Source organism: Streptomyces sp. NPDC096324 (assembly GCF_044763015.1).
Taxonomy (GTDB): Bacteria; Actinomycetota; Actinomycetes; order Streptomycetales; family Streptomycetaceae; genus Streptomyces.
The window spans coordinates 470,505-494,877 of sequence record NZ_JBIWFK010000006.1; the positions used below are offsets into that span (position 1 = coordinate 470,505).

26 protein-coding genes are annotated in these 24,373 nt (G+C 70.5%); 15 read left to right on the forward strand and 11 right to left on the reverse strand.

All coding sequences use genetic code 11. The features are described 5' to 3' along the window. Positions 1 to 103: 103 nt before the first annotated feature. Complete coding sequence (locus ACIQ7M_RS19175; RefSeq protein ID WP_403645555.1) at positions 104 to 1,732, forward strand: molybdopterin-dependent oxidoreductase; 1,629 nt, start codon at positions 104 to 106, stop codon at positions 1,730 to 1,732. Positions 1,733 to 1,857: 125 nt separating this feature from the next. Next, positions 1,858 to 2,520 carry a fasciclin domain-containing protein gene (locus ACIQ7M_RS19180; RefSeq protein ID WP_389843616.1) on the forward strand — a complete coding sequence of 221 codons (663 nt, stop codon included), beginning with the start codon at positions 1,858 to 1,860 and terminating at the stop codon, positions 2,518 to 2,520. A 42-nt stretch (positions 2,521 to 2,562) separates the two neighbouring features. Here the strand turns inward: ACIQ7M_RS19180 and ACIQ7M_RS19185 are convergent, their stop codons facing one another. From ACIQ7M_RS19185 to ACIQ7M_RS19195, 3 genes are all read right to left on the reverse strand, one after another. Next, complete coding sequence (locus tag ACIQ7M_RS19185) at positions 2,563 to 3,273, reverse strand: hypothetical protein (RefSeq protein ID WP_403645558.1); 711 nt, start codon at positions 3,271 to 3,273, stop codon at positions 2,563 to 2,565. A 70-nt stretch (positions 3,274 to 3,343) separates the two neighbouring features. Beyond that, entirely contained in the window at positions 3,344 to 4,303 is a 960-nt protein-coding gene (locus ACIQ7M_RS19190) for a PhzF family phenazine biosynthesis protein (protein ID WP_403645561.1), read from the reverse strand. Continuing rightward, entirely contained in the window at positions 4,300 to 4,872 is a 573-nt protein-coding gene (locus ACIQ7M_RS19195) for a carboxymuconolactone decarboxylase family protein (protein WP_403645564.1), read from the reverse strand. The genes ACIQ7M_RS19190 and ACIQ7M_RS19195 overlap by 4 nt, the downstream gene beginning before the upstream one ends. Before the next feature lie 163 nt (positions 4,873 to 5,035). Between ACIQ7M_RS19195 and ACIQ7M_RS19200 the strand changes: the two genes are divergently transcribed. Beyond that, on the forward strand, positions 5,036 to 5,344 hold the full coding sequence (locus ACIQ7M_RS19200) for a winged helix-turn-helix transcriptional regulator (RefSeq protein WP_403645927.1): 309 nt from the start codon (positions 5,036 to 5,038) through the stop codon (positions 5,342 to 5,344). 100 nt (positions 5,345 to 5,444) lie between these two features. Here ACIQ7M_RS19200 and ACIQ7M_RS19205 read toward each other — a convergent pair whose 3' ends face one another. From ACIQ7M_RS19205 to ACIQ7M_RS19215, 3 genes are read right to left on the reverse strand one after another with little or no spacing between them, the layout of a single operon-like run. Next, entirely contained in the window at positions 5,445 to 6,461 is a 1,017-nt protein-coding gene (locus ACIQ7M_RS19205) for an iron-containing redox enzyme family protein (protein WP_403645567.1), read from the reverse strand. After that, a complete protein-coding gene (locus tag ACIQ7M_RS19210; protein ID WP_384785128.1) occupies positions 6,458 to 6,670 on the reverse strand; it encodes a CDGSH iron-sulfur domain-containing protein in 213 nt (70 codons plus the stop codon). Before ACIQ7M_RS19210 ends, ACIQ7M_RS19205 begins: the two co-directional genes overlap by 4 nt. Then, complete coding sequence (locus tag ACIQ7M_RS19215; RefSeq protein ID WP_403645930.1) at positions 6,654 to 7,286, reverse strand: HemK2/MTQ2 family protein methyltransferase; 633 nt, start codon at positions 7,284 to 7,286, stop codon at positions 6,654 to 6,656. The genes ACIQ7M_RS19210 and ACIQ7M_RS19215 overlap by 17 nt, the downstream gene beginning before the upstream one ends. 283 nt (positions 7,287 to 7,569) lie before the next feature. Here ACIQ7M_RS19215 and ACIQ7M_RS19220 point away from each other — a divergent pair, with 283 nt between their 5' ends. The 3 genes from ACIQ7M_RS19220 (at position 7,570) to ACIQ7M_RS19230 (ending at position 10,887) form a co-directional block, all read left to right on the forward strand. Next, positions 7,570 to 7,704, forward strand: coding sequence for a hypothetical protein (locus tag ACIQ7M_RS19220; RefSeq protein ID WP_355770950.1), 135 nt, complete (start codon positions 7,570 to 7,572; stop codon positions 7,702 to 7,704). Between the two features lie 198 nt (positions 7,705 to 7,902). Next, entirely contained in the window at positions 7,903 to 10,011 is a 2,109-nt protein-coding gene (locus tag ACIQ7M_RS19225) for a SpoIIE family protein phosphatase (protein WP_403645932.1), read from the forward strand. A 198-nt stretch (positions 10,012 to 10,209) separates the two neighbouring features. Then, a complete protein-coding gene (locus tag ACIQ7M_RS19230) occupies positions 10,210 to 10,887 on the forward strand; it encodes a GAP family protein (RefSeq protein WP_403645572.1) in 678 nt (225 codons plus the stop codon). Positions 10,888 to 10,998: 111 nt separating this feature from the next. Here the strand turns inward: ACIQ7M_RS19230 and ACIQ7M_RS19235 are convergent, their stop codons facing one another. Beyond that, positions 10,999 to 11,328, reverse strand: a complete 330-nt coding sequence (locus tag ACIQ7M_RS19235; protein WP_355772533.1) for an ANTAR domain-containing protein — start codon at positions 11,326 to 11,328, stop codon at positions 10,999 to 11,001. Positions 11,329 to 11,630: 302 nt separating this feature from the next. Between ACIQ7M_RS19235 and ACIQ7M_RS19240 the strand changes: the two genes are divergently transcribed. Next, positions 11,631 to 12,164, forward strand: a complete 534-nt coding sequence (locus ACIQ7M_RS19240; RefSeq protein WP_403645575.1) for a hypothetical protein — start codon at positions 11,631 to 11,633, stop codon at positions 12,162 to 12,164. Between the two features lie 140 nt (positions 12,165 to 12,304). Here the strand turns inward: ACIQ7M_RS19240 and ACIQ7M_RS19245 are convergent, their stop codons facing one another. Continuing rightward, on the reverse strand, positions 12,305 to 12,868 hold the full coding sequence (locus ACIQ7M_RS19245; RefSeq protein ID WP_403645578.1) for a hemerythrin domain-containing protein: 564 nt from the start codon (positions 12,866 to 12,868) through the stop codon (positions 12,305 to 12,307). 175 nt (positions 12,869 to 13,043) lie between these two features. On the opposite strand from ACIQ7M_RS19245, the gene ACIQ7M_RS19250 reads away from it, so the two are divergent. Further along, the gene (locus ACIQ7M_RS19250) at positions 13,044 to 13,307 is read left to right on the forward strand and encodes a hypothetical protein (RefSeq protein ID WP_403645581.1); all 264 of its coding nucleotides are present in this window, start codon (positions 13,044 to 13,046) and stop codon (positions 13,305 to 13,307) included. Between the two features lie 88 nt (positions 13,308 to 13,395). Here the strand turns inward: ACIQ7M_RS19250 and ACIQ7M_RS19255 are convergent, their stop codons facing one another. Both ACIQ7M_RS19255 and ACIQ7M_RS19260 read right to left on the reverse strand, forming a co-directional pair. Next, positions 13,396 to 13,623 carry a hypothetical protein gene (locus tag ACIQ7M_RS19255; RefSeq protein WP_389843648.1) on the reverse strand — a complete coding sequence of 76 codons (228 nt, stop codon included), beginning with the start codon at positions 13,621 to 13,623 and terminating at the stop codon, positions 13,396 to 13,398. 287 nt (positions 13,624 to 13,910) lie between these two features. Further along, the gene (locus tag ACIQ7M_RS19260; RefSeq protein ID WP_403645585.1) at positions 13,911 to 14,933 is read right to left on the reverse strand and encodes an NAD(P)-dependent alcohol dehydrogenase; all 1,023 of its coding nucleotides are present in this window, start codon (positions 14,931 to 14,933) and stop codon (positions 13,911 to 13,913) included. 114 nt (positions 14,934 to 15,047) lie between these two features. Between ACIQ7M_RS19260 and ACIQ7M_RS19265 the strand changes: the two genes are divergently transcribed. From ACIQ7M_RS19265 to ACIQ7M_RS19280, 4 genes are all read left to right on the forward strand, one after another. After that, the gene (locus ACIQ7M_RS19265) at positions 15,048 to 15,713 is read left to right on the forward strand and encodes a TetR/AcrR family transcriptional regulator (RefSeq protein ID WP_403645588.1); all 666 of its coding nucleotides are present in this window, start codon (positions 15,048 to 15,050) and stop codon (positions 15,711 to 15,713) included. Positions 15,714 to 16,287: 574 nt separating this feature from the next. Then, complete coding sequence (locus ACIQ7M_RS19270; protein WP_386983996.1) at positions 16,288 to 16,650, forward strand: bifunctional 3-phenylpropionate/cinnamic acid dioxygenase ferredoxin subunit; 363 nt, start codon at positions 16,288 to 16,290, stop codon at positions 16,648 to 16,650. After that, positions 16,647 to 17,849, forward strand: coding sequence for an NAD(P)/FAD-dependent oxidoreductase (locus ACIQ7M_RS19275; RefSeq protein WP_403645591.1), 1,203 nt, complete (start codon positions 16,647 to 16,649; stop codon positions 17,847 to 17,849). The genes ACIQ7M_RS19270 and ACIQ7M_RS19275 overlap by 4 nt, the downstream gene beginning before the upstream one ends. A gap of 130 nt (positions 17,850 to 17,979) precedes the next feature. Next, positions 17,980 to 19,110: an aromatic ring-hydroxylating dioxygenase subunit alpha gene (locus ACIQ7M_RS19280; RefSeq protein WP_403645594.1), complete on the forward strand. Its 1,131-nt coding sequence runs from the start codon at positions 17,980 to 17,982 to the stop codon at positions 19,108 to 19,110. A gap of 9 nt (positions 19,111 to 19,119) precedes the next feature. On the opposite strand, the gene ACIQ7M_RS19285 is transcribed toward ACIQ7M_RS19280, so the two are convergent. Next, positions 19,120 to 19,866: an IclR family transcriptional regulator gene (locus ACIQ7M_RS19285; RefSeq protein WP_403645935.1), complete on the reverse strand. Its 747-nt coding sequence runs from the start codon at positions 19,864 to 19,866 to the stop codon at positions 19,120 to 19,122. Positions 19,867 to 20,068: 202 nt separating this feature from the next. Here ACIQ7M_RS19285 and betA point away from each other — a divergent pair, with 202 nt between their 5' ends. The 3 genes from betA to ACIQ7M_RS19300 all read left to right on the forward strand — a co-directional run bounded on the left by betA (position 20,069) and on the right by ACIQ7M_RS19300 (position 24,358). Continuing rightward, complete coding sequence (gene betA, locus ACIQ7M_RS19290; protein ID WP_403645597.1) at positions 20,069 to 21,736, forward strand: choline dehydrogenase; 1,668 nt, start codon at positions 20,069 to 20,071, stop codon at positions 21,734 to 21,736. Positions 21,737 to 21,739: 3 nt separating this feature from the next. After that, complete coding sequence (locus ACIQ7M_RS19295; protein WP_403645600.1) at positions 21,740 to 22,576, forward strand: methylenetetrahydrofolate reductase; 837 nt, start codon at positions 21,740 to 21,742, stop codon at positions 22,574 to 22,576. 312 nt (positions 22,577 to 22,888) lie between these two features. Then, entirely contained in the window at positions 22,889 to 24,358 is a 1,470-nt protein-coding gene (locus ACIQ7M_RS19300; protein WP_403645603.1) for an aldehyde dehydrogenase family protein, read from the forward strand. Positions 24,359 to 24,373: the final 15 nt, after the last annotated feature.

Consider the following 24,373-nt stretch of genomic DNA (forward strand, 5'->3'; position numbering starts at 1 on the left):
ATCTGATCCGTAGCGGAACGCGAGCTGGATTGGTAGAAGAACTCGTTTCACCCGATCAGGTGGGTCGGCCAATCCGTCCGGTGCGCAGAACCGGATTCCCCGTGTGAGGGACGAAGAGAAGGATCAGCGAGCACGGATCGGCTTGTCGCGCTGGGCGCTGGGTGCGCTGAGCGGGGCGCTGGCCGCGTTCGCCGCACTGGCGGTGGCCGAACTGGTCGCAGCCGTGGTGCGTCCGCAGTCCAGCCCGGTCGTCGCGGTGGGCGGCGCGTCCATCGACGCGACACCCGCCCCGGTCAAGGACTGGGCGATCCGCCACTTCGGCACGAACGACAAGCTCGTGCTGGAGCTCGGCATCCTCGTCGTGCTGGCTGTCGCGGCGCTGGCGTTGGGTGTCCTGGCGGTGCGGTTCCGGCGGGTCGGAACCGCCGGGGTCCTTCTCTTCGGGGTCGTGGGGGCGGCGGCAGCCGTCAACCGGCCCGACTCGGTCGGCTTCACCGACACGCTGCCCTCCGTCGTGGGGGCCGTGGCCGGGGCTCTGCTTCTGTACGTTCTGGTGAGCCGTCTGACCGCGGTGAGGCCGTCACCTGCTCCGTCGGCGCCCGTGACCGAGGGAACGGAGGTCGGCTCGCCCGCGCGCGAGGATTGGGACCGACGGGGATTCGTCCTGGCGGCCGCGTCCGCCGCCGCGGCCTCGGCCGCGGTGGGCGTGGTCGGCCGGTCACTGACCACCTCGCGTGGCGAGGACGCGGTCGCCTCACGGCGAAGGGTCGTGCTTCCGGCCCCCCGGTCACCGGCGCGACCGGTACCCAGGGGCGCCGGGCTCCGCGTCCCTGGCATCAGCCCCTTCGTCACCCCGAACGGTGACTTCTACCGGGTGGACACCGCGCTGGTGGTGCCCAAGGTGGACGCCACCGGCTGGCGGCTGCGTATCCACGGCAAGGGTGTACGCCGTCCGACCGCCTACTCCTTCGACGACCTGCTGCACAGGGAGCTGATCGAGCGGGACATCACCTTGACCTGTGTCTCCAACGAGGTCGGCGGCCCCTATGTGGGCAACGCCCGCTGGACCGGCGTACGGCTGGCCGGCCTGCTGGAGGAGTGCGGGGTGAGGCCTCCGTCCCGGGGAGGTCCTGCGGACCAGTTGGTGGCGCGTTCGGTGGACGGCATGACGATCGGCAGCCCGGTCGAGGAACTCATGGACGGCCGCGACGCGATGCTCGCCCTCGGCATGAACGGTGAGCCGCTGCCCTTCGAACACGGTTTCCCGGTACGGATGGTGGTCCCGGGCCTGTACGGATTCGTCTCGGCCTGCAAGTGGATCGAGGACATCGAGCTCACCACCTTCGATTCCTACGATCCGTACTGGGTCAAGCGCGGTTGGGCCCGCAGGGCCCCGATCAAGACCGAGTCGCGTATCGACACGCCCAAGCCCTTCGCCCGGCCCAAGACCGGCACGGTGATGATCGCCGGCGTCGCCTGGGCCCAGCACCGGGGCATCGACAAGGTCGAAGTCCGCATCGACGACGGCCCGTGGCAGAAGGCCCACCTGGCCGCCGAGGACACCCGCGACGCCTGGCGCCAGTGGTCGATGCCCTGGAAGGCCACCCGAGGCGGCCACACCCTCACCGTCCGCGCGACCGACCGCACCGGTGCCGTGCAGACCGACAGACGCACCCGCACCATCCCCGACGGCGCCAGCGGACGGCACTCCGTCGTCGTCACCGTCGACTAGCCGCGCCCACACCCGTCGACCAGCCGCGCCCGCCCCGTGACACGGGCCGTGCGCCCTTCCGAACCACCTTTCCGCGCAACCCGAACGCAGCCGCACCGTGCTGCGCTTTCCAACAGGAGAACATGATGAACACTCGTATCCGCCGTACCTCCGGCCTTCTCGCCGCTGCCGCCGTACTGCCGCTGGCCCTGGCGGCCTGCTCCAACGGCAGCAGTGACGCGGACAAGTCCGATTCCGCGAGTACGGCGGCGGCTTCGGCGACGACGGGCAGTGACGACATGGCCGGCTCGGGCAGCAGCGCGAGCAGCATGGATCAGCCGTTCGGCCCGGCGTGTTCCTCCGTGCCGAAGGACGGCGCCGGCTCCTTCGACGGCATGGCCAAGGACCCGGTCGCCACCGCCGCCTCCAACAACCCGGCGCTCTCCACCTTGGTGGCGGCGGTGAAGAAGGCGGGCCTGGTCGACACCCTCAACAACGCGCAGAACATCACCGTGTTCGCGCCGACCAACGACGCCTTCGCCAAGATCCCGAAGGCGACCCTGGACAAGGTTCTCAACGACAAGGCCCAGCTGACGAAGATCCTCACCTATCACGTCGTCGGCCAGAAGCTGACCCCGAAGGACCTGGAGAACGGCTCCTTCACCACCCTGGAGAAGTCGAAGGTCATGACGTCCGGTTCGGGCGAGTCCTACACCGTCAACGACTCCGCCAAGGTGGTCTGCGGCAACGTGAAGACCGCCAACGCCAACGTGTACATCATCGACACCGTCCTCATGCCCAAGAGCTGACACCTGCGCGCAGCGGAGGCACGTGGCCGGTGAAGCAGGAGCTCAGTTCTGGTTCACCGGCCACACCGCCGCCGGGTCGCAGTGGTCCGGGCACGCGAGCAGGTACACCTCGTTCGCAAGGAACAGGTTGTAGGTGTCGGCGCCGACGCTGTACGGCTGCTCCGGCAGCCCGGGGTGAACGGCGAACTCCATGCTCTCCGGCACCTGGCAGAGGTACACGAGCTCGGAGCCGCACGCGCAGGCGTAGGACTCGGGGTCCTGAGCCCAGGACGGCGTGCCGCCGACCTTGAACGCCTGGGCTCCCAGCCCGCGTGCGTCGGGAGTGTCGACGAGGGGACTCAGCGTCAACGGCAGTGCGCGGACGGACGGTTCGGCTTCCGCCGACGGCACGGCCACGTTCCGCTGGAGCAGTACGCGCCAGAACGGACGCGGGTAGGGCGGCTGCGGAGCGTCCCAGTACCGGGGAACGAGCCGGCCGTCGGCCAACTCCGCGTCGGACGCGTCGTTGTGGGAACGGCAGTGGAAGACCATGAGGTGGTCTCCGCCGAAGTGCTGTATGTCCACGGGTATGTCGAGCTGGAAGAACAGCGCCATCCGCTCGCCGCAGAAGCACTCGGGCCAGTCGTCGGCGTCGTCCAGGAAGGGCCAGCCGCCCAACGAGTTCCGCGCGGGCCGCTCCAGTTGCCCGGTCCCGACCTCGATGATGTGGGCAGGCAGAACCGCCGGTATGTCCCTCACGCTGTTTTCGGCCATCCGCTCACCCTGACGGCTGTGCCACGAACGCCCTTCCCGGGTGAGTCGGCGTCGACCCAGTACCGCACAACTACACGAAAAAGTGCAGCACTTGTCCGATCCTCGCGGCGCCGGTGATGTCGACGATCGGCCCCTTCGAACCGTTGCGTGCACCGGCGGTGACGGTGGAAGGACTTCCCAACACGTCGCCCATGTCGACGTCGATCCGGGGCGTTCCGTGACGGGCGCGCAGGTGGGCGGCCAGGCAGGCGGAGCTGTTCACGTTGGCGATGTCCTCGGGTACGCCGATCGACGGGGCGAACATGCGGGCCGCGACCCGGTCGGTGTCCCATCCGGGGGAGTGGGCGAAGCAGCCCAGTAGGTCCAGGCGGTCGCACGCGGCGGCGAGCCGGTCGGGGGCCGGGGACAGTGCCGCGAGAGCGGAGCGGGTGCTGACGGGGACGAGCAGCCGCGGACGGCCCAGTGTTGCGACGCAGGCTCCCGGGGAGTTCGCCACGGGGAGCCCCAACGCGGGCAGAAGCAGGGCGAGTTCATGCGGTGTCGGCTCACGCAGGTCGATCGGCCCGGCCTCGAGGACGACATCCACGGACGATGCCGACGACCCGCGGATCGCGCGCCCCTTGATGACGCGCCCCGACACCCGTACATCGACCTGCTGCTCCCCTCGGCCCGCTCGTGCCGCGAGGAGGGCCAGGGCCGCGACGGTGCCGTGGCCGCACGCGGGCAGTTCTCCCTCCGTGGTGAAGAAGCGCGCGGAGACGCGGGGGCCGTCGCTCGCGCGACTGCCCGCCGGAAAGGGGTCGTTCGAGAGGAAGACCGCGTGCGAGGTACCGGCCAGCGCGGGCACCCGGCGTCGCTCGGCATCCGTCAACGGCCTGTCCAACGAAGTGTCGGCCGAGGCCGATGCCGAGAAGCCCTCGAACACGACCGCGGTCGGGCTGCCGCCAAGGCCCCCGCGCAGGCACGCGTGCACGATCGTCACGAGCAGGTCGGCCCGGCCCGACGGCGACCGCGAGAGGCGGTGAATCATCGGACGCGGGGCGGGAAGTCGCCGAAGTCCGGTGCGCCTGGCTCGTGCGGGAGACGTGCGGCCCGCGCGGCGAAGCTGACGGCGTGGTACCAGCCGCACAGCAGGAGCAGGTCCAGCAGTTGGAGCTCGTCGAAGACCGCCGCGAGTCGTGCCCACAGTGCGTCGTCGATGTCGGAGCGCTCGTGGAGCGCGTCAGCGGCCAGGATGAGCAGCCGCTCCCGCTCGGACGTCCAGCACGCGTCGGCGGAGCCGCCGTGAACCAGCGACGCGGTCTGCTCGTGGGTGAGGCCGACCCGCTCGGCGTACGTCATCACGTGCACGCCCCACTCGTACGCGCACCCGCACAGCGCGCACGTCCGGTCGATGACGATCTCGCGTTCCCGTGCTGTGAGGGTCAGTTGCCGGCCCAGCTCGTAGCGACCCCAGCCGTGCATCGCGCCGGTCATCGCGAGGTTCCGGGCGAACATCCGGAACAGCCCGATCGGTGGAGCTCCGCCGGGCATCATGCGCGCGAACAGTGCGTCGGCCTGGGCGGTGTACGGCGGCTCCAGCGGGGCTATCCGCGGCATCGGCTCTCCCGAGGGACAAGGTTTCGAAATAAGAAACGCATGACGACCGATGCTAGTGTTTCGAATAGCGAAACACAAGAAGAGCCGACGAGAACCGAGGAACGTCATGTCGACACCGCGCCCGGGAACGTCGGTCCGTGGCTCGACGACCGGCCGTCCGGTCATGGCCGCGATGGACCTGTTCGGCCGCCGCTGGGCACTGCGCATCCTCTGGGAACTGCGCGAGGGCCCGCTCGGCGCCCGCGCCCTGCTGGCGCGGTGCGAGGGTCTGTCGTCCAGCGTCCTGTACCAGCGGCTCCGCGAGCTCACGTCGAGCGGGATCATCGCCGGCGCGGCCGACGGATACGGACTCACCCCCCTGGGAGCGGCCCTCGGCGAAGCCCTCCGCCCGCTCGACGACTGGGCGACCACCTGGGCACAGGAGCAGGAGCAGGAGCAGGAGCCTGACGGCCGGGGTCCGGCCGAAGCGTGAGGCGCCTGGCGCCTCCGACCTGACGGCGCAAGCGGCTCGGGAAACGCAAGGCCGCGCGCAGGCATCTGGCGTCGCCGCCCGCCCGGGCGGCTGCCGATTCTCAGCCTTCCTGGGGTGCGTTCCGTGATGGTCGGGTGACGTGGTTCGTGCGCAGTGCCGACCGGCCGTCTCGCCAGGCCGGCAGCAGTCGGGCGGCCAGCCGGTCCTCGAGGTGCCCGGTGGCACGGACCCCGAAGACCACGTCGGTCTCCAGCCGCGGCTCGTCCGCCAGGAGCCCGGCGACGACCTCGTGCCGTACGACCTGTTCGTGCACCGCGTCGGCCTCGACATGCTCGGTGTAGAAGCGGACGGCCGCCGGACCGGCGTTCATCCGGCGCAGCGCCTCGGCCAGGCGGCGGGAGGAGGGGGAGGAGGTCACCTCGACGCTGGCGAAGTGACCCACGAGCGCTCCGCGCAGGGCACGGTGCAGGCCGAACAGGGACATGAGATTGACGGTGGCGAGCGCTTCGGCCGGAGCGGCGTCCAGGTAGTGGCCGTACGAGGTGTCCAGGCTCAGGTCGGTCATCAGGTCGGCGAACAGCCTGGCGTGGATCTCGTCCGCTCGGCCCGCGCCGAACTCGTCGAACTCCACCGCGACCATGGCCGCCTTCGCCCGCCCGCGCAGCCGGGGGATCACCCAGGCATGCGGATCGGCCTCCTTGAGGTGGTAGAGCGAGCGCAACGCCGCGTACTGGCGGACGTGTTCGAGGGTGCCGTGGTCGCGGAGGAAGTGGGAGAGACTGCCGTCGGCCTCCCCGACCGGTTCGAGCTGGAGCTCGTCGAGCGCGGCCTCCGCCGTGTCGGACGCGTCGACCGGCGCGTCCGCGCGCAGCGCAGGGAGGAAGTGATCCTCCAACGCGGCCCGCAGGGTGAGGAGTCGGGGATCCCACTCGCGGTCGTCCGGTACGCCGTCGAAGCCGAGGTAGTGGAGTTCGTAGAGGACGTACAGCGCGAGTTGGAGATCGTCGCCGTAGGGGTCCGCGGGAGGCGGCGGGAAGTCGGCGTCCGATCCGCGCAGCGCGTCGACGAGCGCGGCCGAGACCGGGCCGCGCGGTTCCGGCAGGCGGGGGCCGGTCACGACGCCTCGTCCGGCTTCGTACGACGGCGGTGGCTGGTGTCGCACCAGGGCGGTGTGCGTGTACGACGGCAGGTGCAGACGGCCACCACGAAGCGCCGCGACACCGTCGACTCGCCGTCCTCGCCCACGATCTCGACCGGCCCCTCGACCAGGAGCGGCCCCTCGCGCTGGACACGGATACGGCGGGGGCGTTCAGGCGTGTTCGGCACGGATCACCACCAGCTCCTCTGTCGTACGGCCGCCCACCAGACCGCGCTCGCGCAGCCAGCCGAGCCGCGAGCGCAGCACGGGTCCGAAGGGCAGCCGGGTGCGCTCGACGACCTCGGCGCGCAGCCCGCCCGCGTGGAGCCGGGCCAGCGTCTCCTCGACACCGCTCAGGTGTGAGTGGACGATCAGCAGCCGCCCGGCCGGACTCAGGACCGCCGGGGCCGCCGCGCAGATCCGGTCGATCAGGAGGCGGCCGTCCGTTCCGGCGTCCCAGGCGCGTGCCCGGCCCCGGGGCCGGGCCTCGCCGGGGGCGGGGACGTACGGCGGGTTGGTGACCACCAGGTCGAACCGGCGGCCCGGTACGGCGGCCGACAGATCCCCGTGGCGCACTTTCACCACGTGTCCGTTGAGGAGTCCGTTGCACCACGCGGCGGCCAGCGCCCGCCAGGAGATGTCCACCGCCGTCACCCGGGCGCCCAGGCGGGCCGCTTCCACGGCGAGCGCGCCACTGCCGGTGCCGAGGTCCAGGACTTCCGTGCGGCCGGTGATCCGCTCCCGGCGCAGCGCCCGTCTGAGGAGTCCGGTGTCCGTCTGCGGGCGGTAGACCCCCGGCGGGATCCAGCAGCGCAACCGGGCGGTGGGGGCCTTCTCGAATGTGCGGTTGACCAGGTACGCCTTCACGGCTCCGCTCCGAACGTGCTCGAGGGTGGCGGACAGGCCGGCCGGGAGTCGGCGGCGCCGCACGGGTACCCCTGAGCCGCGTACGTAACGACAGTGTCGTGTTGTGCCGGGGGTGGACAGGACGCTCGGAGAGGTGAAGGCTCACATCTGAGCAATACGCTCGAAAAATGTCTAAAACGGTCATGTTGCGGAACTTGGGAGAGGCCGAGGAGGCAAGGAGATGCGTCGAGAGATGGTGCAGAAGAAGCCCGACAAGAAGTCCGAGCCCGGTCGTCGCGCGCCCGAGGAGATCGAGCGGCGTCCGCGTCCCGAGGTCCGAAAGGACATCGCGCGAACGTGGTGGCCGGACGGGTAGGCCGGCAGGAGTACGGCGCTGTGCCCCCGCGAACGTGCAGGGGGCAGCGAACCGAACCGTCGAGTGTGGCTGCGGAGGAGGCTCGCCGCTGTGTCGACCGACCCGAGCAGGTCGACCAACCCGAGAAGGGTGAGTCCGGGCCGCGCCGAGGAGCCGATCCTGGCAGAGAAGCCGGTCGGCTCCGGTGCCGAGGACGCTATCCGCACCGGGACGGCGAGCGGTGCCGAGAAGCCGGGCGGTATCGAGGCGCTGGCGGAGTCGCTCGCGCTGGCCGTCCGTCGCAGCGGGGCCTCGGGCGGCGGGATCTACCTCGTGGACGACACCAGACAGCTACTGAGCCTGAAGGTGGCCTGTGGGCTGTCCCGCGAAGTCGCCGATTCCTGGCTGCAGGTGCCCGTGACGGCGTCCGTGCCGATCAGCGACGCGTTCCGTGAGGGCCGTGTGGTGTGGGTCGGCTCGCAGGAGGAGATGGCCCTGTCCTATCCGCAGACCGCCGCGGCGCTGCCGTACCGCTACGCCTTCGCGGCGGCACCGCTCTCCGGCCGCAGCCGATGCTGGGGCGCACTGTTCCTGACCTGGCCGGCCGGTCACTCCGGCCGGGCCTCGCTGAGGGAGAGGGGCAACCTCGCCGCGCACGGCCGACGTGTCGCTCGCGTGCTGGAAAACGCCGGCCGGGCGTTCGTGCCGCCGGACGAGCCCCACATGATCCCCGTGGACGGCGCCTCCGAGCGCTTCGCCCTGTCCGCCCACGCGCCCGCCGATCTCCTGGAACGGCTGCCTGAGGGCTTCGTCGCCCTCGACCTGGAAGGCAGGATCACCTTCATCACCAGTCGGGCCGCGTCCCTCCTCGGCCGCCGCGTCAGCCAGCTTCTGGGAACCAGGCCCTGGCAGTCCCTGCCGTGGATGGATCAGGTCCTCGTCGAGGACCATTACCGCACGGCGGTCATCAGCCGTGAGTCCGTCGGCTTCACCGTACTGAGGCCGCCGGACACCTGGCTCGACATCGCTCTCCACCCCGACTCCAGCGGCATCAGCGTCCGCGTCGACGCACGCCGCTCCGGGCCCGGCGACCCGCCCCGCACGGCCTCCCCACCCACGCCCGCGGCCTCCATCGGCCGTCTGTACCAGCTCGTGCACCTGGCGGCGGCCCTGACGGACGTGGCCGGTGTGCAGGACGTGGTCGACCTGATCGCCGTCCAGATCCTGCCCGCGTTCGGGGCCGACGGCATGGTGCTGTCCGCGGCCGACGCCGGACGCCTGAGGATCATGGGCCACCACGGCTACGACCCGGAAACCATCGAAAGCCTCGACGGCCTTCCGATCGAGACCAGCCTGACGCCCGCGGGCGAGGCGCTGATCAGGGGGGTTCCCCTGTTCTTCTCGGACCCCGACGAACTCGCCCACAGCTATCCGGCCGCACCCCGGATCAGCGGCAAGCAGGCCTGGGCCTTCCTGCCGCTCATCAGCGACGCCCGCCCCGTCGGCTGCTGCATCCTCACCTACGCCCGCCCCCACACGTTCACGGCCGACGACCGAGCCATCCTCACCTCGCTGGGCGGCCTCGTGGCCCAGGCCCTCGACCGGGCGCGCCTCTACGACGCCAAGCTCGACCTGGCCCACACGCTCCAGCAGGCACTCCTCCCGCGCAGCCTGCCCACTGTCCGTGGTCTCGAGGTGGCGGCCCGATATCTCCCCGCAGGCCACGGCATGGACGTGGGAGGCGACTTCTACGACCTCATCCGGCTCGACGACACGACCGCGGCGGCCGTCATCGGCGACGTCCAGGGCCACAACATGGCGGCCGCCGCCCTCATGGGGCAGGTCCGTACGGCCGTCCACGCCACCGCGGGCGCGCGGCCCGACGAAGTGCTCTCCCGCACCAACCGCGTCCTCGCCGACCTCGAACCCGACCTGCTCGTCTCCTGCCTGTACGCGCACATCGACCTCGCCCGCGGGCAGATGAGCCTGGCCAGCGCCGGCCACGTGCCACCCCTGCTCCACCGGCCCGGGGAACGCCCCGGCGTGCTGGAGATCGAGCCGGGTCCGTTGCTCGGCATCGGTGTCGACCTCCCGTACCCGATCACCACGGTCCAGATGCCCCCGGGGACGATCCTCGCCCTGTACACCGACGGTCTGGTCGAGGTGCCCGGCACCGACCTCGACCTGATGACCAGCGGCCTCGCGCAGCTCCTCGCGGGCCGGTCGCGGCCCGCCAGACTCGTCGACAAGCTCATCCACCACTCCTGGCCCCACGGCCTGCCGACCGACGACATCGCCGTACTGCTGCTGAAGGCCGCCGAAGCCTGAGGCCGCGGCCACGGAGAGGCCGGGACCGCCCGCGTCCCGCGCTCGTTCCGCGCCCGTTCCGCAGACGGGTGACGTCAGCGCGTTCAGAAGGCACGTGGGTCCCTGCTGGGGCAGCATCGGGATGACTTCGGCGACTTCAGCGACAGGTGCCGTCCCGGTCGCCCGGCGTGGAAGTCGCACGATGCGGAAGGGGAGCCAGTGCTCGGCCAGGCGATGGGGGCGATGCTGCCGGCCGCGTTGGCGGTCGCGCTCAGTCCCTTCCCGCTGATCGGGATCATCCTGATCCTGTCCGGCGCGCACGGCCGCCGCAACGGCCTGCTGTTCGCGGTCGGCTGGATCACCGGCCTCACGATCGCGGCCACGCTGATCGCGGTGCTCCTCGGCGGGGCGGACGACCCCGACAGCACATCGTCGGCGGTCGCGGACTGGGGGCGCGTCCTCGCCGGAGGAGCCCTCATCGTGCTGGGCGTGCGCACGTGGTGGAGACGCCCGCGCACCGGTGAACAGGCGGAACAGCCACGCTGGATGGCCTCCCTCGACGACGCCACGCCCGGACGGGCGCTGCTCCTCGGAGCCCTCCTCTCGGGAGCCAACCCCAAGAACCTCGTCCTGACCGCGTCGGCCACCACGTCGATCGTCGAAGCCGGAGCACACGACATCGGTCTCGTGGCGGCCGTCGCCGTCTACGTCCTCATCGCCTCGTGCACGGTCCTCGGCTCCGTCGCGCTCCACCTCGCCGGAGGACAGCGCGCCGCGTCGTTCCTGGACACCATCAGAGAGTTCATGGTCACCAACAGCACCGTGATCACGGTGATGGTGCTGCTGCTCCTGGGCGCCGGCGTCCTCGGTGACGGACTCTCCGGGCTCGGCCGCTGAGCCCTCCACGGGATTCGCCCGGACGACCGGCGACGGCCCGACGAGAGGACCACCGACCGCTGACCACCGACCAGCGATCGCCGACCACCGATCGTGGCGTCGGCGACGGAGTCACCCGTCCGCCTGCCGGTGTGCGGGGATCCGTGCGAGTTGCCGCTCCAGCTCGGCGCGGATGTCGGCGCGCAGCTCTTTGGTGCGGACCCACTCGATGAGCAGTTCCGCCACGCTCCGCAGCTTGATGTTCGTCCGCTGCGAGATCGCCCGCAGCACGTCCCACCCCTCGTGCGGCGTCAGCCCGCCCAGGGCCAGCACGACGCCGATCGCCTGGTCCACCACGGCGTGCGACCCCAGCGCCTCCTGGAGCTGGACGTTCTCCCCCTCCAGCTCCCTCACGCGCGCCGCGACGCATGCCTCCAACGACGTCGAAGAGGTCGATGTCACCTCGTCGCCCCCAGTCACCGTGTCCTCCGCGGTCTGGTATCCGGTAAGGAATTGCCCACTTGTCCGTGTCCCTGCCCGCATGCCCGGATACGGCGGGTGAAAGCTCCGCCCGGCTCATCGAGAGACGTGGATCACTCCGGCCGGTCGGTTCGGACACCCTGGCAGGACCGGCGCCGCGACAGCGCCGGCTGTGTCGTATCCCACCTCGTCGCCGAGGGCTGGGCCACATCGCGCCGCCGCCGTCCGGAGCTACCGTTCGTCGAAGGTGACTCATCTTCTCGGCAGTTCCCGGAGGGCCGGCAGTGCTCGCAGATCTCTCCCCGCTCATCGCGGCCGCCACGGAATGGCTGACGCGGGCCTATCCGGCCTGCGGCGGGCCGCTCGCGTCCGCGCTCTGTGAGGCCCAGGCCCGTCAGGCCGTGACCGTTGCTGCGTGGCTGCGCTATCCGACGCCGATGGACGCCGCGCTGGTCGCGATGGCCGGCCCGGGAGGCGCTGGAAGGCTCGACATGGTCGTCGGCTCGGACATGGCCGGCCCGGACGACGGCACGGTGGACGACGACGCCTGGCGTACGTGGGTGGACGAGGCCGTGGTGAGCTGGGCCGCGTCCCTCCTCACCGACGCCCGCCTGGCAGACCTGGCGGTCGCGGCACTTGCCGAGGGGGAGCACGTCAGGGTCGCGCCCGTGGCATTCGCGCGTCTGAGGTCGCCGGACGACAGCGACCGGCGAGCCGCGGCCCTGCTGCGCCACCCCGACCTGCTCGCCCCGGTGGCCGCCCTCCATCACAAGGAGCTCGCCGGCCGGCTGGGGCAGGGGCGGGCGCTCGTCGCCTGAGAGGTGTCACGGAGGGGACCGTCACTTGAGGGGCCGCACGCATACGTGAGGCCTGGCCGTCCGCGCGAACGTGAGATGCCGTGCGGGCGGCCAGGTCGTCCGTCGTGATGCGTGTGGCGCCGGTTCGGCGGCGAGTGCTGTCAGTCGAGTTTGCCCCGGCCGCTCAGCGCGTCGCGCAGCCGGTCGACCATGCCCACACCCGGTGCCAGGAGCTTGTTGGCGGGCGGTGTGTCGGGGGCCGACGGGTGCGGGCGGGTGGGCGCCACCTTCTTCGCCTGACGCACCTTGTCCCCGAGATCGTCCAGGGCTTCCGGCGGGCACGCGGCGCGCAGCATCGGGAAGAGGTTCTGTTCCTCGTCGGCGATGTGAGAGCGGATTTCGAGCATCAGGGTCCCGAGGAGCCGGTCGAACTCGGGGTCACCCGCCTCGTAGCTCTCCAGGTCCTTCATGAGCCGCTCGGCCTTGGCGTGGTCGTCGAGCTCCCGGTCGGCCATCGCGTCGCCGTTCGGCACATGGCGGCGCACGGCCGGGTACAGGTAGGCCTCCTCGGCCACCGAGTGACGTACGAGTTCCATCGTCACCTGGTCCGCGTAGACCTTCCGGTCCTTGTCGCCGGGCGCGCACCGGTCGATGCGCCCGAAGATCTCCTCGACCTCCTGATGATCGGTCGTCAGTTCGTCGATGACGTTGCCGCCGTGCCCCATGTCCTCCACCTCTCAGACGCGGTGACGGTTCCTGGATGGTCCGTCCGGTGCCTCCGAGTGCCCATCGGGCGCCGGTTGACACGAGCTTCCCTCGGGCGGGGGGCACCACCGGCGTGGGGACGTTTGAGGTCGTGGCTGGGGGACACTCGCAGGGCCCCGGCCCAGGAGGTTGGACATGAGCGAGCGGTCGGTGATCGTTCACCCGCCCACGAAGCGCGACGGCCGCCAGGTGTGGGTGGACGGAAAGCTCGCGGGAGCGGCCCGGGATCTGCGGGCCCTGACCCGACTGTTGAACACGGCGGGCTGGGCCGACATGGACGAGGTCGACGTGGCCGAGTGGGCGGTCATCGAGTGGCACGGCGGAGGCCCGGAAGCCTGGTCCCTGTGGACCGACCCGTGGCCCGCGAGCGCACGGCTGCCGGGAGTGGGCCGAGCTTGATCCGGTCGCGCCCGGCCCGTGCGACTCCGGCCCGTAACGCCGGGAGTCCGTCTCAGCGAGCTTCGGCCCGCAGTGCCGGGACTCCGTCTCAGCCCACGCCCATGCGCAGATACCTCACCCCGCACTCGCGGCAGAAGGGATCGGACGCGGAGGTGCCCCAGGCCTTCGAGGGCTGCGTCCAGGCGGCCTGATCGAGCTGCCGCCCGCAGAGCGACACGCTCTCGCCCGCCTCCGTCATGTGCCAGAGCCCGACGCGGGCGCCGACCGACTCGGGCCGGGCACCTTCCGCGTACTCCGCTCGCAACGCGTACTCCACGAGCCGTCCTCGCTTCCTGCACGGCCTGTCCTCCGACAGGCATCGTCCGAAGAACCCACACCGGGTTCCCTCGCTGATGAGGGCAAATCAATGGACGGGTGCTGTGGCGGGCGTGGCGAGAGGCGGAACAGGTCAGTCGTCAGACGGGGCGAACGCGATCTCGTCGTCGGCACCACGACCACTCGCCGGTTGGAGGCTGCTCTGATGCCCGGCCCCCAGGGCGGCACCACCGGCTTCACCGTCGGGCTACAGCGACGTACCCGGTGACGGGGCGGCGATCCGCGGCGTCACTCTGCGGGCAGGGTGAGCGCCAGTTTGCCCGTGGCGCGGCCGTCGAGGAGGTGGCGGACGGCTGCGGCGGCCTGGTCCAGCGGGTACACGGTGTCCACGACAGGCTTGAGCGTGCCTGTGTCGATGAGATCCGTCAGGTCGCGCAGTCGGTCGGCGTGCTCGGAGGCGATGAAGGTGCCCAGGTGTTGGCCGGTGAACGGGGACAGCATCTGTGCGCGGAGCTGCCGGTCGGTGCCGCCGAGCCAGAGGCCCTTCGCCTCGCCGCCGGGGATGACGAGCCTGCCACGAGGCGTGAGGGCGCGGCGCAGATCCCGCAGGCCGCGGTTGCCCGCGATGTCGATGACGACGTCGTAGCGCCGCGGGCCGGCAAGGAAGTCCTCGCGCGTGTAGTCGATCACGTGGTCGGCGCCCAGCGCCCGTACGGCGTCGAGCTTAGGGGTGCTCGCGACAGCCGTGACCCGGGCACCGAAGGCGTGGGCGAGCTGGACGGCGAAGGTGCCCACGCCGCCGGCGGCTCCCGTGATCAGGACCTGCTGACCCTCCTGGATCCTGCCGTTGTCGCGAACCGCCTGGAGTGCGGTGAGCGCGCTGACGGGGACCGTCGCCGCCTCCTCGAAGGTGAGTCCGGCCGGCTTGGGAGCGATCCTGTCGGGACGGGCGGCGACGTACTCGGCGAACGCGGCACCCGCCGTGCCGTAGACCTCGGCGCCGGGCGCGAACCCGGTCACCTCGGGGCCGACCGCCTCGATGACACCGGCGATGTTGCGGCCGGGATTGGGGAGCTTCGGCCTGCGCAGCCCGCTCACGGGCCGGATCGCGTAGGGCAGACCGGCCATCATGTGCCAGGTTCCCCGGTCCACGCTGGAGGCGCGCACCCGCACCCGTACCTCGCCCGGCCCGATGCTGGGCCGGCTCAGCCGCGCCGGGCGCAGCACGGCTTCCGGCTCGGCGCCATAGCGCTCCTGCACGACGGCCGCCATCGTCCGGGTCTCCTCGGCGGTCGCGATCGGCTCGTTCATGTTCCGCATCGTCGCTGCTCTCTCTTCGATCCCGCGTACTTACATCGTAAGTACAACACTTACGCCGTAAGCTGGTCAACGCTGGGAGACCGCGAGAGGAAGTGACCGTCCACCGTGACCCGAGGTACCACCCCGCAGCCGGCCCGCAAGACGCTCACCCGGCGGCGGGTCCTGTGCGCAGCCGTCGAACTCGCTGACGCCGGCGGCCTGGAGACCCTCAGCATGCGCAAGCTCGGCGAGGCCGTCGGAGTCGAGGCGATGTCCCTGTACAACCACGTGGCCAACAAGGAGGACCTGCTCGACGGCATGATCGATCTGGTCTTCGGCGAGGTCGAACTCCCCGTGCCGGGTGACGACTGGCGGCAGGCGATGCGGCAGCGGGCGATCTCGATGCGCCTCGCGCTGTCTCGCCACCGCTGGGCGATCGGGCTGATGGAGTCACGGTCCACTCCCGGCCCGGCCACTCTGCGTCATCACGATGCCGTTCTCGGCTGCCTGCGTCAGAGCGGGTTCTCCCTCACCCTGACCGCCCATGCCGTCTCGGCACTCGACAGCTACATCTACGGTTTCGCCCTGCAGGAGAAGACCTTGCCCTTCGACTCCCCGGAGGAGACCGCTGAAGTGGCGGCTTCCATCGTGAGCGTTTTCGGTGACGGCGAGTACCCGTACCTGGCCGAGATCGCGACCGCTCACGTCATGCGTCCCGGGTATGCCTATGGCGACGAGTTCGCATTCGGACTGGACCTCATCCTCGACGGCCTTCAGCGCGCGGCGGGCTGACGAGTCCCAGCGAGGCCGCGCGCGATGAGCATCCCGAGCCATGACACGGCCGGCCCGTTCCGAGCCCGGTGGCCTGGTGGCCTGGTGGTCCATGGTGACGCTCGGCTTGGTGTTTGACCTCGGCCGTTCACCTGACCCGCAGACCGTGGTTCCTTCCCGGGACGGCGGGGCGGCCGTTCTCCACGCTTCGAGATGTCGAGCAACGTCGTGTGAGGGAACGGCTGTTGGCGAAGTGCTCCGCCGCTGAACAGTCCACCGACGCCGCGTTGGGTTTCCTGCCCCGCTTTCCTATGAAACTGGCGCTGAGCCCGTAGCCCGCCTGCGTTCACGCTGCCCCTCCGCGAAACCGCCCAGCCGCGGAACTTCCGTTCGCTCCCTCGGCCGCCCGTTCCCGGCCCGCGTTCGTCCCGAACCGATGCGGCGGGCCGCCGTGTTCCATCTGAACCGAGTTCCGTGTCGCGCGCCATGAGGGACGCCCCGGAGTGCCCTGTGGATGCCTTGACAAGGGTTCTGGCCGACCTCAAACTGTCGTTGCGCTCGCTGCAATCCGTTCCGCTATACGCACCGAGGTGTCATGATGATTCCCGCGTGCCGTCTCGTGGATCTCCCGCGAGGTGAGGCTCACCGGCTCGACATCGATCCGCCGGTCTCGGTCTTCCACACCGAGGACGGCGAGCTCTTCGCCATCGACGACACCTGCACCCACCAGGACGCCTCGCTCGCCGACGGCTGGCTGGAGGGCTGCGAGGTGGAATGCCCGCTGCACGCTTCGAAGTTCGACCTGAGGACCGGCGCGGTCGACTCTCCGCCGGCCAAGCTCCCGGTGCGGACGCACGAGGTCGTCGTCGAGGACGGCGTGATCTACGTCCGGGTGTCCGCGGATGTCCCCAACCTGCCGCCCTGCGTCGCATCCCGGCTCGCCGGGGGTTCCGCGTGAGGACTGTCGCCGTGGTCGGCGCCTCGCTGGCCGGTCTGTCGGCGGCGCGCTCGTTGCGGAGGCAGGGCTATGACGGGCGGCTGGTCGTCATCGGTGACGAACTCCATCGCCCGTACGACCGGCCCCCGCTGTCCAAGGAGTTCCTGGCCGGCACCCTCGGCGAGGCGGATCTCTGGCTGGAGACGGACGACGAGGACCTGCGGGCGGAGTGGCTGCTCGGCGCTCGTGCCACCGGACTCGACCGCACCGAGCGCGCCGTCCGGCTCGCCGACGGGCGGGAGGTCCGCGCCGACGGCATCGTCATCGCGACCGGCGCGATGGCGCGTACCCTGCCAGGATCCGAAGGCCTGGTCGGAGTGCACACGCTGCGCACCCTGGACGACGCCCGCGCCCTGCGGGACGAACTGGCCCGGGGCGGACGGCTGGTGGTGATCGGCGGCGGCTTCATCGGTGCCGAGGTCGCCTCCACCGCATACGCCCTCGGGCTGGACGTGACGGTCGTCGAGGCGGCCCCGACGCCGCTGGCCGGACCGCTCGGCGCGAGAATGGGCGGCATCGTCTCCGCCCTCCATGTGGACCACGGGGTAAGGCTGTTGTGCGGCGTGGGGGTCAAGGGGCTGAGCGGGGGCGAGAGAAGAGGGATGGGGGTCCCCCCGGACGGAGTCCGGGAGAGGGTGGACGCCGTCCTGCTGGAGGACGGCCGCAGCATCCCCGCCGACATCGTCGTCGTCGGTGTGGGCGCACGCCCGTGCGTCGAGTGGCTGGAGGGATCCGGCGTCGAACTCGACAACGGCGTCAAGTGCGGCGCCGACGGCCGCACCGGCCTGGCCGGCGTGGTCGCGGTCGGCGACTGCGCCAACTGGTACGACCCCCGCGCGGGCGCCCACCGCCGCGTCGAGCACTGGACTGGTGCCCGCGAGCGTCCCGACGCCGCGATCGCCACACTGCTGGCGGGCGGTGCGGTGGAACCAGGTGTGCCCCGACCGCCGTACTTCTGGTCCGACCAGTACGGCGTGAAGATCCAGTTCGCCGGTCACGCGGCAGCCGCCGACAGTGTGACCATCGAGGCGGGCGCCGTGGACGACCGCGACGTCCTGGCCGTGTACCGGCGCGCCTCAGTTCCGGTTGCCGTGCTCGGGATGAACCAGCCTCGGCTGTTCACCCGCTGGCGCAAGCAGCTCGCCGGCGCGGGCTCTTGACGAGCCCCCTGAGCCATTTTCCGCTGCGGTTCCCCATGGTGCGCAGCGCTGCTCTCCGCACAACGCTGTCCGGAGTGGTTCCTCCCGGCGCGTGAATGGCCCCTCCACGACGTTTCCCGAGGAGTGCACCGTGACCTCGACCAGCCTGCCGGACAGTCTGATCGCCACCCTCCCCGGCTCCTCCTACACGGATCCGGGGATCTTCGCCCAGGAGCAGGAGCGCATCTTCGAGACGATGTGGTTCTGCGCCGTGCGTTCCTCGGAGCTGACGAAGCCCGGCGCCTTCCGGACCGTGGAGGTGGGCCGCGAGAGCATCCTGGTGACGCGCGCGCGGGACAACTCCGTACGCGCCTTCTTCAACGTCTGCCGGCACCGCGGCGCCAAGCTCCGCACCGAGGAGTCGGGCGAGGTCAAGCGTGCCTTCCAGTGCCCGTACCACGCCTGGACCTACGACTTGAACGGCAAGCTCGTCGCGGCGCCCAACCTCACGAAGATGCCCGACGTCGGCCGCACGGAGTTCGGCCTGGTCGGCGTGGCCACCCGCGAATGGCTCGGCTACGTCTGGGTCTGCCTGGCGGAGAACCCGCCCTCCTTCGAGGACGACGTCATCGGCGAGGTCGTCGGCCGGCTCGGCGACGTGGAGTCGATCGAGCACTACGACATCGGCAACCTCGCGGTCGGCAAGCGGATCGTCTACGACGTCAGGGCGAACTGGAAGCTCATCATCGAGAACTTCATGGAGTGCTACCACTGTGCCACGATCCACCCCGAACTCACCGAGGTGCTCCCCGAGTTCGCCGACGGCTACGCCGCTCAGTACTACGTCGGCCACGGCGCCGAATTCGGTGCGGAGGTCCAGGGCTTCACCGTCGACGGATCCGAGGGGCTGGACCGCATACCCGGCGTGTCCGACGACCAGGACCGCCGCTACTACGCGATCACCGTCAAACCGCAGGTCTTCATCAACCTCGTGCCCGATCACGTGATCTTCCACCGGATGTACCCGGCGGCCGTCGACCGCACGATCGTCGAGTGCGACTGGCTCTATCTCCCGCACGTGGTCGAGAGCGGCAAGGACGTCAGCCGGTCCGTGGAGCTCTTCGACCGGGTCAACCGCCAGGACTTCGACGCGTGCGAGCGCACGCAGCCCGGGATGAGCTCCCGGATGTACGCCAGGGGCGGGGTGCTGGTGCCCAGCGAACACCACATCGGCGCCTTCCACGACTGGTTGAACGGGCGCCTCGGCGTTCCCCGGCCGTAGCCGGGCGGGTCAGCCCAGGTAACCCATCCGGTGGCTGATCTCCTCCGCGCCCTTGACCAGCACCGGGGCGAGTTCGTGCAGGCGCTCCTCGGTGAACCGGTACGCGGGTCCGGAGGCGCTGAGTGCCGCGATGACCTCGCCGTGCCGGTCGCGCACCGGCGCGGCCATGGCGTGGAGCCCGACCTCCAACTCCTCCACGGTCCAGGCGTAACCGCGCTCCCGGGCCTCGGCGAGGTTCCTCTCCAGTTTCGTCTTCGAGGTCAGGGTGTGCGGGGTCACCTTCTTCAGGCCCGCCTCGGCCAGCAGCGCGGTGCGCTCCTTGGCGGGCAGATGCGCCAGCAGGACCTTGCCGCTCGACGTGGCGTGCAGCGGGGTCAGCTGGCCGACCCAGTTGTGCGCGGTCACGGCCCCCGGGCCGCGTACCTGATAGAGGTTGATCGCGTAGTGCTCCTGCATCACGGCGACGTTGACGGTCTCGCCGATCTCCTCGGCGAGCCGCTCGCAGACCTGGCGGCTCTGCTCGGTGACGTCGATGCGCCCTGTGGCGGCACCCGCCAGGCGCACGATGCCGAAGCCGAGACGGTACTTGCCGCGCTCGCCCGCCTGCTCCACCAGGCCGCGTGCCTCCAAGGCGCCGAGCAGCCGGAACGCGGTCGACTTGTGGACATCGATCTCGGCCGCCACCTCGCTGACGCCGGCCTCGCCGCGCTGGGCCAGGATCTCCAGGACGCTGATGGCGCGGTCGACGGACTGCACTCCGCCGGACTGCGAACCTGTCGTTTCACTGTCTGGACCGTAGTTGCTCACAACGAAACTATACGCGTAGTAAACAACAGCGCTGCAAGCAGCGGTATGAAAACGTAGACCCGGCAAGTTGCGTTGTTCGCAACCTGGTGCGTATGGCGATACCCGTACTAACATGCCTCGCGTATCTACGGCGCGAGCGAGACGAGATGCGATGGCTCCCCTGCACTACGACTTCGTCATCGTCGGCGGTGGATCCGCCGGCAGCGCACTGGCGAACCGGCTCTCCGCCGACCCGGGCAGTCAGGTGCTGGTCCTGGAAGCGGGCCGGGCCGACCATCCGTGGGACGTCTTCATCCACATGCCGGCGGCGCTGACCTATCCGATCGGCAGCCGCTTCTACGACTGGAAGTACGCGTCGGAACCCGAGCCGCACATGGGCGGCCGCCGCATCCATCACGCGCGCGGCAAGGTGCTCGGCGGTTCCAGCAGTATCAACGGCATGATCTTCCAGCGCGGCAACCCCATGGACTACGAACGCTGGGCGGCCGGCGCCGGCATGGAGTCCTGGGACTACGCGCACTGTCTGCCGTACTTCAAGCGGATGGAGAACTGTCTCGCGGCCGACCCCGACGACGAGTTCCGCGGCCACGACGGCCCCCTCGTCCTCGAACGCGGCCCCGCCTCCAACCCGCTGTTCACCGCCTTCCTCAAGGCCGTCCAGGAGGCGGGCCACCCCCGCACCGACGACGTCAACGGCTATCGGCAGGAGGGCTTCGCCCCCTTCGACCGCAACGTCAGCGGCGGCCGCCGGCTGTCCGCCTCGAAGGCGTACCTCAAGCCCGTGAGGAAGCGGCCCAACCTCACCGTCACCACGCGCGCCCTGGTCACCCGCGTCCTCTTCGAGGGCAGGAAGGCCGTCGGCGTCGAGTACCGACGCCGCGGCAAGGTCCAGCAGGTGCGCGCCCGCGAGGTCATCCTCTGCGGCGGCGCGATCAACTCCCCGCAGCTGCTCCAGCTCTCCGGAGTCGGCAACGCCGAGGAACTGAGCGCGCTCGGCATCGACGTCGTCCACGACCTTCCCGGCGTCGGCGAGAACCTGCAGGACCACCTGGAGGTGTACATCCAGTACGCCTGCAAGCAACCCGTCTCCGTGCAGCCGTACATGGCGAAGTGGCGCGCGCCCTTCATCGGCCTGCAATGGCTCTTCCGCAAGGGCCCCGCCTCGACCAACCACTTCGAGGCCGGCGGGTTCGCCCGCAGCAACGAGGACGTGGACTACCCCAACCTGATGTTCCACTTCCTGCCGGTGGCGGTCCGCTACGACGGCTCCTCGCCGGCCGGGGGCCACGGTTATCAGGTGCACGTCGGGCCCATGTACTCCGACGCCATCGGCTCGGTGAAGATCAAGAGCAAGGACCCGCGGGAACACCCGGCGCTGCGCTTCAACTACCTTTCCACCGAGCAGGACCGCCGCGAGTGGGTCGAGTCGATCCGGGTCGCCCGCGAGCTCCTCAACCAGCCCGCCATGGCCCCGTACAACGACGGCGAGATCTCACCCGGACCGTCCGTGGCGAGCGAGGAGGAGATCCTCGCCTGGGTCGCCAAGGAGGGCGAGACCGCCCTGCACCCTTCCTGCACCTGCAAGATGGGCACCGACGCGATGTCCGTCGTCGACCCCGCCAGCATGCGCGTGCACGGCGTGGAGGGGCTGCGCGTCGTCGACGCGTCGGTCATGCCCTACGTCACCAACGGCAACATCTACGCGCCGGTCATGATGATCGCGGAGAAGGCGGCCGACCTCATCCTCGGCAAGGAGCCGCTGCCCCCTTCCAAGGCCGCGTACTACCGGCACCGGGACGCCCAGAAGCAGGCCGGGTAACCCTTGGGCGGCGAACACCTCAGGACCCTGCTGTCCAGCGTCCGTTACGAGGTGCTGCCCGCGAGGACGACCGAGGACGAGGTCCTCGCCCATGTCCCGCGCGACGTCGTCGTCACCGTGACGGCGTCCCCGGTCAAGGGCCTGGAGTCGACGCTCGACCTCGTCGGCCGGCTGGCGGCGTACGGCTATCGCGTCGTCCCGCACGTGCCCGCGCGGCTGCTGAGGGACGACGCGCATCTGAAGGAAGTCGTCGACCGGCTCCGGGAGACGGGTGTCGACGACGTCTTCGTCCCGGCCGGCGACGCCGATCCGCCGGCCGGGGCCTACGACGGGGCGCTGCCGGTGCTGCGCAGGCTGGGCGAGCTGGGCGGTCCGTTCGCGCGCGTCGGCATCACCGGCTATCCCGAGAGCCATCCGCTCATCCACGACGACCTCACCATCCAGGCCATGTGGGACAAGAGCGCGCACGCCACGTACATCGTGAGCAACCTCTGCTTCGATCCGCGCGTGCTGGGTGACTGGGTCGGCCGCATACGGAGCCGCGGCGTCACCCTGCCCGTCCATGTGGGCGTGGCGGGGCCCGTGCAGCGGGCGAAGCTGCTGGCCATGGCGACGAAGATCGGGGTGGGGGAGTCGACACGCTTCCTCACCCGGCACACCTCGTGGTTCCTGCGGTTCGCGACCCCTGGTGGCTACTCGCCGGACCGGCTGCTCGCCCGCAGTGGGAAGGTGCTGACCCGGCCCTCGGCCGGGGTGGCGGGCCTGCACGTGTTCACGTTCAACCAGATCGCCGAGACCGAACGGTGGCGCCGCGCGCTGCTGGACCGGTCGGAGGGCTGAACCGATCCGCAGCGGGTCATCTCCGGGTCAACTCGTCCAGGAGGACGGCCGGGTTCGTATACGACGGGCGGCGTAGGCCTCGGCGACGGGACCGAATCGGTAAAGCAGAGCTTTCGCGTTCGCGTCGAGGGCGGAGACGTCGAAGTGTATCGAGTTCGACGAGATCATCGGTCAAGGGACAAGGAGCGAAAGCCCCTTGTGGAATCGTCATCCGCCAACCCCTTGACGTAGGTCTGTGGCGTTCGCCATGGTGTTCCACCACAAGCAATTGGATGCACGATGCGCAACGCGTACGGCTGAAGGGCTTGGCGAGTGGCAGACCTGTATGTGGCCGGGGAATGGCGCGACGCGGTGGCCGGCGGGTGCCGGGAGATCCGCTGTCCCGCTGACGGCGCGCTCGCCGCGACCGTCTCCGAGGCGACACGTCCCGATACCGAGGCGGCGATCGCGGCGGCCCGCCGGGCCTTCGACGAAGGTCCCTGGCCGCACGCCCCCGAGCGGGAGCGCGGTGCGCTGTTGCTGCGCACCGCCGACCTCATCGAGCGCGACGCCAAGGAGTTCGCCCGCGCCGAGTCGCTGGACACCGGCAAGCGGCTGGTGGAGAGCGAGTACGACATCGCCGACGCCGTCTCCTGTTTTCGCTACTACGGCGGGATCGCGGGCACGGATGCCGGCCGGGTGATCGACACCGGTCGTGATGACGCCGTCAGCCGTGTCGTCCACGAACCGATCGGCGTGTGCGGGCTCATCACCCCCTGGAACTACCCACTGCTACAGGCCAGTTGGAAGGTCGCCCCGGCGCTTGTCGCGGGCAACACGATCGTCCTCAAGCCCAGTGAGCTCACCCCCTCCACCTCGATCCTGCTGATGCGGGCACTGGAGGAGGCCGGCCTCCCGGCCGGCGCCGCCAATCTCGTCCTGGGCACGGGCCCCGAGGCGGGCGCTCCGCTCTGCGAGGACCCGGCCGTCGACATGGTCTCCTTCACCGGAGGCCTGGAGACCGGCAAGCGCGTCATGGCCACCGCCGCCGCGACCGTGAAAAAGGTCGCGCTGGAGCTCGGCGGCAAGAATCCCAACGTGGTCTTCGCCGACGCCGACTTCGAGACGGCCGTCGACTTCGCCCTCACGGCCGTCTTCCTGCACTCGGGCCAGGTCTGCTCCGCCGGCGCACGCCTGATCGTCGAGGACGCGATCCATGACGCCCTGGTCGACGAGGTCGTCCGCCGCGCCCGTCGGATCCGGCTCGGCGGGCCCTTCGACCCCGAGGCCGAGACCGGCGCGCTGATCTCCGAGCGACACCGGGAGAAGGTCGAGGCGTATGTCGCGGCCGGTCTCGCCGAGGGCGCCGTACTGCGCTGCGGCGGCGAACGGCCGGACGATCCCGCCCTCGCGGACGGCTACTTCTACCCGCCGACCGTGCTCGACGCGTGCACCCAGGACATGAGGGTCGTGCACGAGGAGTCCTTCGGACCCGTGCTGACCGTCGAGCGCTTCAGCGACGAGGACGACGCCGTACGCATCGCCAACGACACCGAGTACGGACTCGCCGGAGCCGTCTGGACCCAGGACGCCGGGAAGGCCCAGCGGGTCGCCCGGCGACTGCGCCACGGCACGGTGTGGATCAACGACTACCACCCCTACGTGCCGCAAGCGGAATGGGGTGGCTTCGGCCACTCGGGCGTGGGCAGGGAGCTGGGACCGACCGGCCTGGACGAGTACCGAGAGCCCAAGCACATCTGGCAGAACATCCAACCCCGGCCGCAACACTGGTTCCGCGGCTGAACGCCGAAGAGAGGT